10 protein-coding genes are annotated in these 12,057 nt (G+C 65.1%); 4 read left to right on the forward strand and 6 right to left on the reverse strand.

From position 1 onward, the window contains the following. Positions 1-38: 38 nt before the first annotated feature. The 6 genes from IOC61_RS02250 to dctP form a co-directional block, all read right to left on the reverse strand. Positions 39-1,073: a DUF4105 domain-containing protein gene (locus tag IOC61_RS02250; RefSeq protein ID WP_195687254.1), complete on the reverse strand. Its 1,035-nt coding sequence runs from the start codon at positions 1,071-1,073 to the stop codon at positions 39-41. A 336-nt stretch (positions 1,074-1,409) separates the two neighbouring features. Next, entirely contained in the window at positions 1,410-2,378 is a 969-nt protein-coding gene (locus tag IOC61_RS02255) for a branched-chain amino acid transaminase (RefSeq protein ID WP_195687273.1), read from the reverse strand. Positions 2,379-2,405: 27 nt separating this feature from the next. Beyond that, the gene (locus IOC61_RS02260) at positions 2,406-3,530 is read right to left on the reverse strand and encodes a class II histone deacetylase (RefSeq protein WP_195687255.1); all 1,125 of its coding nucleotides are present in this window, start codon (positions 3,528-3,530) and stop codon (positions 2,406-2,408) included. 41 nt (positions 3,531-3,571) lie between these two features. Further along, positions 3,572-4,849 (reverse strand): TRAP transporter large permease, encoded by a 1,278-nt coding sequence (locus tag IOC61_RS02265; protein ID WP_195687256.1) that lies wholly within the window; start codon positions 4,847-4,849, stop codon positions 3,572-3,574. Beyond that, positions 4,846-5,391, reverse strand: coding sequence for a TRAP transporter small permease (locus IOC61_RS02270; protein WP_195687257.1), 546 nt, complete (start codon positions 5,389-5,391; stop codon positions 4,846-4,848). The genes IOC61_RS02265 and IOC61_RS02270 overlap by 4 nt, the downstream gene beginning before the upstream one ends. A gap of 157 nt (positions 5,392-5,548) precedes the next feature. Beyond that, positions 5,549-6,616: a TRAP transporter substrate-binding protein DctP gene (gene dctP, locus IOC61_RS02275; protein ID WP_195687258.1), complete on the reverse strand. Its 1,068-nt coding sequence runs from the start codon at positions 6,614-6,616 to the stop codon at positions 5,549-5,551. Positions 6,617-6,861: 245 nt separating this feature from the next. On the opposite strand from dctP, the gene IOC61_RS02280 reads away from it, so the two are divergent. Genes IOC61_RS02280 through IOC61_RS02295 form a run of 4 tightly spaced genes read left to right on the forward strand, consistent with a single transcriptional unit; the run spans position 6,862 to position 12,009 of the window. After that, positions 6,862-9,648, forward strand: a complete 2,787-nt coding sequence (locus IOC61_RS02280; protein ID WP_195687259.1) for a monovalent cation/H+ antiporter subunit A — start codon at positions 6,862-6,864, stop codon at positions 9,646-9,648. After that, positions 9,648-9,986, forward strand: a complete 339-nt coding sequence (locus tag IOC61_RS02285) for a Na+/H+ antiporter subunit C (RefSeq protein ID WP_132041237.1) — start codon at positions 9,648-9,650, stop codon at positions 9,984-9,986. The genes IOC61_RS02280 and IOC61_RS02285 overlap by 1 nt, the downstream gene beginning before the upstream one ends. Beyond that, positions 9,983-11,506, forward strand: coding sequence for a monovalent cation/H+ antiporter subunit D (locus tag IOC61_RS02290; protein ID WP_195687260.1), 1,524 nt, complete (start codon positions 9,983-9,985; stop codon positions 11,504-11,506). The genes IOC61_RS02285 and IOC61_RS02290 overlap by 4 nt, the downstream gene beginning before the upstream one ends. Next, positions 11,503-12,009 (forward strand): Na+/H+ antiporter subunit E, encoded by a 507-nt coding sequence (locus IOC61_RS02295; protein WP_229332858.1) that lies wholly within the window; start codon positions 11,503-11,505, stop codon positions 12,007-12,009. Before IOC61_RS02290 ends, IOC61_RS02295 begins: the two co-directional genes overlap by 4 nt. Positions 12,010-12,057: the final 48 nt, after the last annotated feature.

Raw genomic sequence — 12,057 nt, forward strand, 5'->3', positions numbered from 1 at the left:
GCCGGTAGGCACTGCCGTTACTCGATCCGATCTCCCCCTCAATTTTTGAACATCGGCCTGCGACCACTCGGCGACCACCCCGGCACGCCGGCGCGGATCCGTCGAGAGAAGTCATGATCATCATGGGCCGCCAGGGCCCGCCGGGTGATATCACCGCGACGCCCGAGCTCGCTCAAGGAGTGGCCAGGCAACAGGCCACCATGATCGTGGACATAGCCGGGCAATCGACCAGTCAGCAGCAGCCGATGATCCAGCGGCAACTCCTCGACGATACGGCGTATCAAGGCATACACCAGGGTGCTGCAGTTGGCGGTAACGGTGTGATAGAAGCGCGGCTCGCGCGCCAGCTGGTTGGCCTGCTCCACCAGTGCCATCAGCAGCTCGCGGCGCTCGCGTCGCCCGAGCAGCACCCGATAGAGGGTCACCGTCTCCCCCCGCACATTGCTGCGCAGGCGAATCGCATCACGCTCATCGGCGGCGATGATCGCCAGCTCGTACTGCTTGAAGAAGCCACCGACCTCCGAGAAGGCCTCATGGAGCTCGCGACGCACCTCGACCGAGAAGGTCACGAAATCGTCGACCATGCCCCGGCCATTATCGAAGCCGAAGGAGAGCAACACATGGGCGATGCCCGGCCGCCCCCAGCTGGAGACGAACAGGTCCAGGGTCGCCAGGCGCCGAAGGTCATACTCCCGCTGCTGCCAGGCCACCGAGGCCGCGTCGTGGCGGTACCAATCGAAGCAGCGCACATGATCAAGCACCAGCCGTTGGCCGTGCTGGCGGCCCGTGGCCAGGTAGCGCACGTCCTCCGCCCAGTCCAGATCGCTCTCCGGCACCAGACGCCACCACCAGCACAGCAGGGCGAGCATGCTGAGCCCCATGCCCAGCACTGCCCCGAGGCGGCTCCCCTGCCATAGCCAACCCAGCCACAATACACCCAGCACTAGCCAGGCCAAGGCGGCAGTCCGGCGCCAGCGTGCGCCTGCCGGAAAGCGGTGCAGCAGCGCCAGGCTACCCCATAAAGACAACACCAGCAGCGCCGGACTCAACGCGAGATTGTTCAACAGCGACATGCGAGCTCCCTTCGACCCGCCGCCAGGCTACCACGCCCCATCTCCACCGAGCTCAACGCTCAATACAATACCTGCACAGAGCACCAGTCAAAGGCGCCGGGGACAGGTCGGAGAGGGGGTCCGAGGACCAGGGGTGAGGAGCACTGCTCCGAACGGGCTGGCCATGGATGGCCAGCACCGGACCTGCAAGCGGAGCGGGACGCGAGAGCGCTGCAGGGCCGAGGTAGCCTACAGGGAAGTACTCGTAGCGCCCCCTCGACGGTCCGGCGCTCCGGGGCCTGTCGCCCGAACAGCCTTGAACAGTACTGCTATCTGAAATAGCCCTGTATGCCTACATCAAGCAGGCGTCAGCCAATCACCAAAGGCCTCCGTGGTGGGCCCCGGCTCTCCCCGGGTCACATCGCGGTAGAGGCGCTGGAGGCGTGCGGTCAACGACTCCCGCGGAATTGGCCTATCGACGGCCGGCGCCCCGGCCCGCGCACCGATATGGCGACCATCCAGTTCGCGCAACGGCAGGATCTCCGCCGCAGTACCGGTCACGAAGGCTTCATCGGCGATATACAGCTCGTCGCGGGTGATACGCCGCTCCTGAACCTCGATGCCCAGCACCTCTCGGGCCAGGCGAATCACGCTATCCCGGGTGATGCCCTGCAGACAGGAGGTCACCTCAGGGGTATGCAGCACGCCATCACGCAACAGGAAGACGTTGGCCGCCGAGGCCTCGGCGACATAGCCCTCGGGGTCGAGCATGATCGTCTCGTCGAAGCCGGCCCTCACGGCGGTGTTGAGTGCCAGCATCGAATTGACGTAGTGACCATTGGTCTTGGCCCGGCACAGGCTGATATTGACGTGGTGGCGCGCCCAGGAGGAGGTCAGCGCTCGCAGCCCGATCGAGGCCGCCTGGGGCGAGATATAGTCCCCCAGGTCCCAGGCGGGAATCATCACATGGGTAGTGAGCCCTCGGGCCCGCAGCCCCAGCCCCTCGGCCCCGAGGTAGACCGTTGGCTTGAGATAGGCATTGGCCAGGTCATTACGCTCCAGGCACTGCCGCTGGGCCTGGATCAGGATATCGGCATCATAAGATAACGGTATATCCAGGGCATGGGCACTATCCAGCAGCCGGCGGGTATGCTCCACCACACGAAACAGATGGGTCCCCCTGGGACCTGCATACGCGCGCACCCCCTCGAAGCACCCCATGCCGTAGTGCAGGCTATGGGTCAGCAGATGGGTGCGGGCGTCACGCCAGGCCAGCCATTCAGCGTCATGCCAGAGCCAGCCATTGCGATCATGAAGAGGTGTCATTGTCATGCCACTCCTTGTCGGTAGCGGTCAAAGTCGGCCCTCTGCCCTCCAGGCGGAGCGCCAGCCGTCGATCAGCTCACGTTGATGGGGCTGCAGGTCCTGGTAGGCCCAGGCGGCGATCTCCTCGGCCTGGGGGTCGTGTACCGAGATGTGGCTGCCGGCCAGGGCCTGGATGGCCGCATGGCCGCATAGCGGCACATAACCCTCGGAGTAGCCTCCTTCATGGACTAGCACCAGCCGCCCAGGGCAGAGGCGCTCGGCCAATTGCCTGAGTGAGGTCGTCATCCGGGCAAAGGCGGTGCTGTTGAGCAGCATCTTGCCGAGGGGGTCCTTGGCGCAGGCGTCGTAGCCACAGGCCACCACGACCAGTTCCGGCGCGAAGGCTTCGATGGCGGGTAGTACCAGCGACTCCATGGCATAGTCATAGGCACCGAGCCCCGAGCCGGGCGGCAACGGCAGATTGAGACAGGCCCCCAGGCCGGCTCCCTCCCCCTGCTCCTCGAAGGTGCCGGTATCCAGCGGGTAGTTGCCGGCCTGGTGAATGGAGACCGTCAACACCTCAGAGTCGTGATAGAAGGCCGCCTGCTGGCCGTTGCCATGGTGCACATCCCAGTCGAGGATCGCCACGCGCCCCACCTGGCCCAGGGCTCGCGCGCGCATCACCGCCACCGGGATATTGCCCAGCAGACAGAAGCCCCGCCCACGATCGGCCTCGGCGTGATGCCCAGGGGGACGACACAGGGCATAGGCCCGGTCGAGCTCACCGGTGGCGACGGCCTCGACCGCCGCGATGGCCAGTCCCGCCGACTGTCGCGCGGCGGTCAGGCTGCCCGGCGTATAAGGGGCACAGTCACCCGCATCGCCACCACGACCGGCGTCACCGGCCTCCAGCGCATCCAGGTAGTGGTCGGTGTGGAAGTAGCCCAGGTCCTCCCGGGTCGCCGGGGCCGGCTTGCGCACCGCCAGTTCGTCGATCAACCCCGAGACCTCGAGCAGGTTCTTGAGGCGTCGCTTGCTCTCCGGGCTCTCCGAGGCCGGCTGCGGCTGCAGGAACTCCCCGGGGGCCGAGAACACCCCGATGGCCCCCGGATCGTGCCAGAAGCAGCGCTCGTGCCAGAAGAAGCCGGTGGTCGGTGTTCTATCCTGCGCCATTATCAGGCTCCCCCTTATGCAAACATTGCGATGGCCGGCGTCTAGCCCAGCAGCGACGGTATCCAGGTTGAGAGTGAAGGAAAGCTGACCAGCAGCAGGATCACCGCGATAAAGGCCACATAGAATGGCAACGAGGCGATGATCGCCCGTTCGAAGGGCACATTGGCGATACGTGCCGCCGTCATCAATGTCATGCCCACCGGCGGGGTAACGTTGGAGATATTGAGCACCACGATCATCAGGATCGCGAAGTGCAGCGGGTCGACACCGAGCTGAACCATCGCCGGCACCAACACCGGGGCCACCACCACCAGCGCCGGCAGCACATCCATGACGGTGCCGATCAAGATAAGCAGGGCACACACCAGCAGCAGCTGCAGAAAGGTCGAGTCGCTGAAGGTGGTGATCAGGCCTGCCGCGTCCCTGGCGATACCGGAGCGGGTAACGAACCAGCCGAGTACCGCCGAGGTCGCCAGCAGAAAGAACACCACGCCCGAGAAGCGCACCGTCACCAGCAGCGCATACCAGATCTTCTGCCAGGTCAGGCTACGGTAGAAGACCACGCCGATGGCAATGGCATAGACCGCGGCGAAGCCCGAGGCCTCGGTGATGGTAGTCAGCCCCGAGAGAATGCCGCCAAGGATGATCAAGGGCACGATCATCGCCGGCAGCGCGACCAGAAAGGCCATCCCGGCTACCTTGAGTGGCGTCGGCGCCTGCTTGGGATAGCCCCGCTTCCAGGCCAGAAAGAAGCTGACGGCAAGCAGGGCAAGGGCCATCAGCAGGCCGGGGATAATGCCTCCCGCGAACAGGTCGATGACCGAAATATCGCGCAGCAGGGTGGCATAGACCACCATCACCACGCTGGGCGGGATGATCGGCCCGATGATCGACGAGCAGGCCGTGACCGCGGCCGCATACTCGGCGTCATAGCCCTGCGCCTTCATCTCCGGGATCATGATCTTGCCAATCGCCACGGTATCGGTGATCGCCGCCCCGGTGAGGCCGGCAAAGAACACCGATACCGACACATTGACGTGTGACAGTGCCCCGCGGACCTGTCCGAACAGGGCATTGTTGAAGGCGATCAGCTTCTGGGTCAGCCCTCCCTGGTTCATCAGTTCGGCGGTGAAGATGAAATAGGGCACGGCGATCAGCAGGAAGCCGGACACCCCGGCGAACATGCGGTCGGCGATGATGCCGAGCATGCGCTCGCCGCCCATGGCAAAGCCGCCGGCCAGCCCCGACATGGCCATCACCACGGCGACCGGCGCACCGATCAGCAACAGCACAACGAAAGCGATGATCGCGGGCATCATGAGCGCTTCTCCCCATCGGCGGTGTCGATAAGCCCATCGATCACACTGTCGTCATCGATGAAGTGTTCCAGCAGGTCGAAGCCCTGCACCAGGTGCAGCAGGACGATGACCCCGCTGATCGGAATCACGATGGCGGTGAACTTGGCCGATATCTGGATCTGGTCGGAGACCATGTAGACCTGGGAGGCCCCCTGGAAGAACCCCCAGCCATACCAGACCAGCATCAGGCCAAACAGCGCGATGACACCCAGGCACAGGCCTGCCGCCACCTTCAGCAGCAGTCGCGGCAGGCTGCGCACCAGTAGCGTCATCGCCACATGCTCGCCATAGCGCAACGAGATGGTCATGGAGAGGAAACCGATCCAGGGCAGGAAGAGCCTGGCCAGGGAGTAGGTCCAGCTCAGCGTGCTGCCGGTGGCCAGCTTGTAGAGAAAGGCCGTGAACGAGATGCCCAGCATGATGAGCACGCAGGCCACACAGGCCACGATCGCTGCCTGATTCACCGCATCACTGATCCGGCGCAAAGGCTGAAGGAGGGTCATCGGCATACCTCGAGGTGATCGACGGCCAGCCCGCGGGCCGGCCGTCCCACGACACAGGCACCAGTCGCCTGTCGATTCACTGGCCCCGGGATCGCCGGGGCCGTTCACTCAATCGCGATGGTAACTGACCATGTTACTGGCCATGTTATTGATTACGTTATTGACCATAGTTGGCCATATCGCTCTCGACGACCTCCTCGCCGACCCGATTGACCTCGGCAAGGAAGGCATCGACCTTCTCCTCCTCGATACCGAAGTCGTTGACGATCCACTCCTTCCAGGCCGGCGTGGCGATCTCCGCCATGCGGGCCCGCTCCTCGGGGGGCATGATGTAGCACTCCTCGAAGCGCTCGCAGGACTCCACCCAGCTGGCCGTGGCCAGGGCACCGGACATGCCGTGGCCGATGGCGATCGCCTCGCGGGCGGAGGTGACGATGGCCTGCTGCTGCTCCTCGGTCAGGCTCTGGAACCACTCCTCGCTGACCAGCCAGGCGGCACTGTTATAGACGTGCCCGGTGAGCGTGGTGTAGTCCGTCACTTCATTGAAGTTGAAGGTGGTATTGAGCACCGGGGCGTTGAACTGACCGTCGGCCAGGCCGGTCTCCAGGGCGGTGACTACCTCGCCCCAGGGCAGCGGCGTGGCCGAGGCGCCCAGCGACTTCATGATGGCCACGTGTCCGGGGTTCTCCTCGGTGCGGATATTGAGCCCCTCGAGGTCCTCCACGGTCTTGATCAGACGCTCGTTGTTGGTGAAGGCAACGAAGCCGCCGCCGTCATCGAAGGTGCCCAGGTAGCGCATATTGGTCTCTTCGACGGTGCCGGACATGAAGTCGGCGAACCAGTCGCCATCGAAGAAGGCCCAGGCCTGACGCCAGTTGTCGAAGATGAAGGGCGCGGTCATCAGTTGGTAGTCATCATAGAAGGATGACATGGCACCGGTGGTGATGATGGTGGACTGCAGGGTGCGTCCACCCTGCACCTCGGAAGCCGTCTCCACCTCGGAGCCCAGCTGACTGTTGCCGAAGATCGATACCGTGATCTCCCCGTCGGTACGCGTCTCCACCAGGTTCTTGAACTGGATCAGCGCCGGGTAGACCTCGTTGTTGCTCATATTCTCGGGAAGGATGGTGGCGATGGCCATCTCCTCGGCCTGGGCCTGGACGGCCGCCATGGCCAGGGGCAGCGCCGCCAGGGCGGCCAGACGTGGGAACTTCTTGCTATGCATGGGCTTGCCTCTCGGTATTGTCGTTATCGGATGCGGCAAAGGCAGCGCCTGAAACGCTTGCCTGCTCATTATCCTAGAATGCCAATCTCGATACTGCTTGCGCGCGCCGTCGGTCCCTTTCAACGCCGATGCCGTTCGTAACCTCCCCGGAACCCCCATCCAGCGTTGAAGCCGGCGTCTGACCAGGCCCCGGTGCCCTCTTATAGTGTGGTAAGGAACCACTGCCAGACAGGGAGTCGCGCCTTATGCCGCTTGTGCTGATCATCCTGCTGCCACTGACGGGCGCTTGCCTGCCCGCCCTGCTGCAGGGACGATCATCACGCCTGCTGGCCTCGGTCTCCGCCCTCTTCTGCCTGCTGCTGCTGCTCAGCTGGCTCCCCCATGTGATGCAGGGCGGTGAGGCCGTGGTCCAGCGGCTCTCCTGGCTGCCTTCCCTGGGTCTCGACGCAAGCTTTCGGCTCGACGGCCTGGGGCTGCTGTTTGCCCTGCTGATCACCGGCGTCGGCTGCCTGATCCTGCTCTATGCCCGCTACTATTTCGAAGGCAGCAAGACCACGGCACGCTTCTTTACCCTGACCCTGCTGTTCATGGCGGCCATGCTGGGCATCGTGCTTAGCGAGAACCTGCTCTTTATGCTGGTGTTCTGGGAGCTGACCAGCCTGACCTCCTTCCTGCTGATCGGCTACCACACCGACGATCATGCGGCTCGCCTGGGTGCTCGCATGTCGCTGGTGATCACCGGCGGCGGCGGCCTGGCGCTGCTCGCCGGCATCATGCTGCTGGGTCAGACCGCCGGCAGCTATGAACTCTCCGTTATCCTCGAGGCCGGCAACCGTATTCGCGCAAGCGAGCACTACTGGCTGATGCTTAATCTGATCCTGCTCGGCGCCTTCACCAAGTCGGCCCAGTTCCCCTTTCACCTCTGGCTGCCTCATGCCATGACGGCCCCCACCCCGGTCTCCGCCTATCTGCACAGCGCCACCATGGTCAAGGCGGGGCTGTTCCTGCTCGCGCGACTGCACCCGGCACTGGCCGATACCACGCTATGGTTCTACCTGGTGACCCTGACCGGCATGCTGACGCTGATGGTGGGTGCCTTCGTGGCCATGTTCATGCACGACATGAAGGGACTGCTGGCCTACTCCACGGTCTCCCACCTGGGGTTGATCATGTTGTTGCTGGGGCTGGGAACGCCCATGGCACTGGCGGCAGCCCTCTTCCATCTGGTGTGCCACGCGCTGTTCAAGGCCCCGCTATTCATGATGGCGGGCTACGTGGACCACGCCACCGGCTCCCGCGACATGCGCCATATCAACGGCATGTGGCGTTTCATGCCGGCGCTGATGGTGCTGTCGGGCGTCGCCTCCGCCGCCATGGCCGGCCTGCCCCTGATGAGCGGCTATCTGAGCAAGAAGATGCTGTTCAACGAAAGCCTGCTGGTCGTCACTCCGGAGTGGGCGGCGGTAGTGATTCCCGCCTGGGTGGCCCTGGCCGGACTCTTCTCGGTGGCCTACTCGATCCGGATCTTCCATAACGTCTTCTTCAATGGTCGGCCGATCGACCTGCCGATCTGGCCACCAGCCCCACCCCGGCTGGCGGCCCTCTCGCCCATCATGCTGCCGGTCCTGGCCACCCTGCTGGTGGGATTGGCCCCCGAGCCGATCTATATGGCACTGGTCCACCCCGCCTTCGCCGCCACCCAGCAGGTAGCCGTTGCCCCCTATGACTTCACGGCCCTGGGCGGCCGTCTGCCCATGCTCATGAGCCTCTTCGCCCTGGCCGGCGGTGCACTCTTCTACCACTGGCGTACGCCGCTTTTCCGTCTGCATGCCCGCCTGCCGATGGTGGATGCCAAGGAGATATTCGACTGGTTCATGCGTCGCGCCACGGCTCTGGCCCAGCGGCGTGTGTTCCAGCTGGAGAATGGCTCCCTGCAGCGTTATCTGACCTTTATCATGGCTACCCTCGTGGTGCTGGTCGGCCTGCAGCTGCGCGATGTTCCCCGCTGGGACGGCGGCGTGGCGCTTGCCCCCCTCGACCCGCTCACCCTGCTGGCCGCGATCCTGCTCTGCCTGACATCGCTGGGTGTGGTGGTCTATCACCATCACAGGCTCCCGGCCCTGCTGCTGCTCGGCGTCACCGGACTGTTCGTCACCGTGACCTTCGCCCGCTTCTCGGCACCGGACCTCGCCCTGACCCAGCTGATGGTGGAGGTGATGGCGGTGGTGATCATGATGCTGGCACTCTCCTTCCTGCCCCAGACCTCTCCACGCGGCTCGACCCGACTGCGCATGGGCCGCGATCTGGCCATCGCCGGATTGATGGGTCTGGGCGTGGCCGCCTTCAGCTTCGCCATCCTGACCCGCCCCCAGCAGACGATCTCCGACTTCTTCCTGGCCAACAGCGTGCCGGGCGGCGGCGGCAGCAACGTGGTCAATGTCATCCTGGTGGACTTCCGCGGCTTCGATACCCTGGGCGAGATCACCGTACTGGGCATCGCCGCCGTGGCGGTCTTCGCCTTCACCCGCGACCTGCATCTCAAGGAGCGTGTGGTCGACACCAACCCCGCCCACTGGGTGGCCGAGCCCTATCCGATCATGCTCGGCGCCGTGGCCCGGCTGGTGCTGCCCGTTGCCCTGCTGGTCTCTGCCTATATCTTCCTGCGTGGCCACAACCAGCCCGGCGGCGGCTTTATCGCGGGGCTGATCACCGCGGTGGCGCTGACCCTGCAGTACATGGCCGGCGGGCTGATCTGGGCCCAGGCACGCATGCCGACCGCCTTTCGGCCGATGATCGGTGCCGGGGTGCTGATCGCCTCCTTCACGGGCCTGGGCAGCTGGCTGTTCGGCTTCCCCTTCCTCACCTCGGCCCACGGTCACCTGCACCTGCCGCTGATCGGCGAGTTCGAGCTGGCCACCGCCATGCTCTTCGATCTCGGTGTCTACGCCACCGTGGTCGGGGCCACGCTGCTGATTCTGGCCAACCTCGGCAAGCTGATGACGGTGGCCGGCCCCGGCGAGGAGATCGGCTGATGGAGCTTCTCTATGCCATCACCCTTGGCGTGCTGACCAGCTGCGGCACCTATCTGCTGCTGCGGGCGCGCACCTTTACCGTCATTCTGGGGCTGACCCTGCTCTCCCACGCCGTCAATCTCTACCTGTTCGCCTCGGGTCGATTGGTAGCCGGGGCACCGGCCATCATCGGCATCGCGGACACCATGGCGGACCCATTGCCCCAGGCACTGGTATTGACCGCCATCGTCATCGGCTTCGCCATGACCGCCTTCGTGGTGGTGCTGGCGCTCAAGGCCGCGGTGGAGCTGCGCAACGACCATGTCGACGGTGAGAATCCCGACGAGGACCGGACATGAACCACGTTCTGATCCTGCCCATCCTGCTGCCGCTGCTGACCGGCGCGGGCCAGCTGCTGTTCTACCGGGCCCCCTTCGCCGTGCAGCGCCTGTTCGGGTTTGCCAGCACCGCCTGGCTGGTACTGCTGGGTCTCTGGGCGATCGCCACGGCCGGTGCCGGCGACTACCTGATCTACCAGGCCGGCAACTGGCCGGCCCCCTTCGGCATCGTACTGGTCCTCGACCGCCTCGCCGCCATCATGCTCGCCCTCACCGCCGTGCTCGGACTCTGCTGCCTGCTCTACGCCAGCGGTGGCACCGACCGGCGCGGCGCCCACTTCCATGCCCTCTTCCAGTTCCAGCTGGCGGGCCTCAACGGCGCCTTCCTGACCGGCGACCTGTTCAACCTCTTCGTGTTCTTCGAGATCCTGCTCATCGCCTCCTACGCCCTGCTGCTGCATGGCGGCGGCCGCGCCCGCAGCCGCGCGGGCCTGCACTATGTGATCATCAATCTCGCGGGGTCGACGCTGTTTCTGATCGCCCTGGGCACCCTCTACGGTCTGGTCGGCACCCTCAACATGGCCGACCTGGCACAGCGAATCGCCGCGGCCCCGGCCGAGGATGCGCCGCTGCTGGCAGCGGCCAGCCTGATTCTTCTGGTGGTGTTCGGCATCAAGGCGGCGATCCTGCCGCTGCTGTTCTGGTTGCCCCGCGCCTACTCGGCGGCCAGCGCACCGGTGGCGGCCCTCTTCGCCATCATGACCAAGGTGGGTGTCTACGCGATCCTGCGGGTCTTCCTGCTGGTCTTCGCGCTGGGTGAGGCGCCGGTCAACGAGACCGCCTGGGAATGGCTGTGGCCCCTGGCCCTGCTGACCCTGGCACTCGGCGGCATCGGTGTGCTGGGCTCCGAGAGCCTGCGCACCCTGACCGCCTATCTGGTGATCCTCTCGGTGGGCACCCTGCTCGCGACCATCAGCCTGGCCACCCCCGCCGCCCTGGGCGCTGCCCTCTTCTACCTGGTGCACAGCACGCTGATGGCCGCCGTCTTCTTCCTGCTCGCCGACCTGCTGGGTCAGCAACGCAAGGAGGGCTATGACCGCTTCTCCGCGGTGGGCCCCATCGGACACCGCTGGGTGCTGGGCAGCCTGTTCTTTATCGCCGGCATCGCCATGGCGGGATTGCCGCCGTTTTCGGGGTTCGTCAGCAAGGTATGGATTCTGCAGGCCAGCGGCGCCCAACCTGGCGGGCTATGGCTTTGGGGGGTACTGCTGGCGTCGGCCCTCTTGGTGATCATCGCCATCAGCCGCACCGGCAGCAGCTGGTTCTGGCGTCCTGGCGAGATGGCAAACCCCTACCCACTCAGGCGCGGCCTGCTGACCCTGGTCTACAGCATGGTCGGCCTCAACGCCTTGCTGGCGGCCTTCGGTGACCCGGTGATGGCCTACCTTGCGCTCACCGCCGAACAGCTGCTCGCCCCACAGGGCTATATCAGCGCGGTGCTGCCCGAGGCCACCGCGTCAACCTGGGAGGTCGCCCCATGATGCCCTCGATCCGCGCGTGGCGATTCTGGCTGCCGCACCCGCTGTTCTCGCTGTTCCTGGCACTGCTCTGGCTGCTGATGGTCAATGACGTCAGCATGGCCCACGCACTGCTGGGACTGGTCCTGGGGGTGGCCATCCCGATGGTGACACATGGTTTCTGGGCCGAGGAGGCGAGGATCCGGCGGCCACTGCCGCTGCTGCGCTACCTGCTGGTGCTGCTGCTGGATATCCTGCGCTCCAACCTGGTGGTGGCGCTGCGCATCCTGCGCCCCGCCCGGCATCTCAAGCCGGGCTTCTTCATCTACCCGCTGGCCCTGGACGATGACTTCGCCATCACCATCCTGGCCAGCACCATCTCGCTGACTCCCGGTACCGTCACGCTCCACCATGACGCCGAGGCCAACACCCTGCTGGTGCACGCCCTGCATCTGGAGAACGAGGCCGAGACCATCGAGGAGATACATCGCCGCTACGAGCGCCCGCTGCAGGAGATCTTCCGATGATTGCCCTGGTGACTCCCATCGCGATGACACTGTTCGCCGTCGCCGCGC

The organism is Halomonas sp. KAO, from assembly GCF_015595025.1.
GTDB lineage: Bacteria > Pseudomonadota > Gammaproteobacteria > Pseudomonadales > Halomonadaceae > Halomonas.

Bases quoted from the DNA above. Each gene is read 5' to 3' on its own strand.
- IOC61_RS02250 (WP_195687254.1), bottom strand. From the start codon at position 1,073: ATGTCGCTGTTGAACAATCTCGCGTTGAGTCCGGCGCTGCTGGTGTTG.
- IOC61_RS02255 (WP_195687273.1), bottom strand. From the start codon at position 2,378: ATGACACCTCTTCATGATCGCAATGGCTGGCTCTGGCATGACGCTGAA.
- IOC61_RS02260 (WP_195687255.1), bottom strand. From the start codon at position 3,530: ATGGCGCAGGATAGAACACCGACCACCGGCTTCTTCTGGCACGAGCGC.
- IOC61_RS02265 (WP_195687256.1), bottom strand. From the start codon at position 4,849: ATGATGCCCGCGATCATCGCTTTCGTTGTGCTGTTGCTGATCGGTGCG.
- IOC61_RS02270 (WP_195687257.1), bottom strand. From the start codon at position 5,391: ATGACCCTCCTTCAGCCTTTGCGCCGGATCAGTGATGCGGTGAATCAG.
- dctP (WP_195687258.1), bottom strand. From the start codon at position 6,616: ATGCATAGCAAGAAGTTCCCACGTCTGGCCGCCCTGGCGGCGCTGCCC.
- IOC61_RS02280 (WP_195687259.1), top strand. From the start codon at position 6,862: ATGCCGCTTGTGCTGATCATCCTGCTGCCACTGACGGGCGCTTGCCTG.
- IOC61_RS02285 (WP_132041237.1), top strand. From the start codon at position 9,648: ATGGAGCTTCTCTATGCCATCACCCTTGGCGTGCTGACCAGCTGCGGC.
- IOC61_RS02290 (WP_195687260.1), top strand. From the start codon at position 9,983: ATGAACCACGTTCTGATCCTGCCCATCCTGCTGCCGCTGCTGACCGGC.
- IOC61_RS02295 (WP_229332858.1), top strand. From the start codon at position 11,503: ATGATGCCCTCGATCCGCGCGTGGCGATTCTGGCTGCCGCACCCGCTG.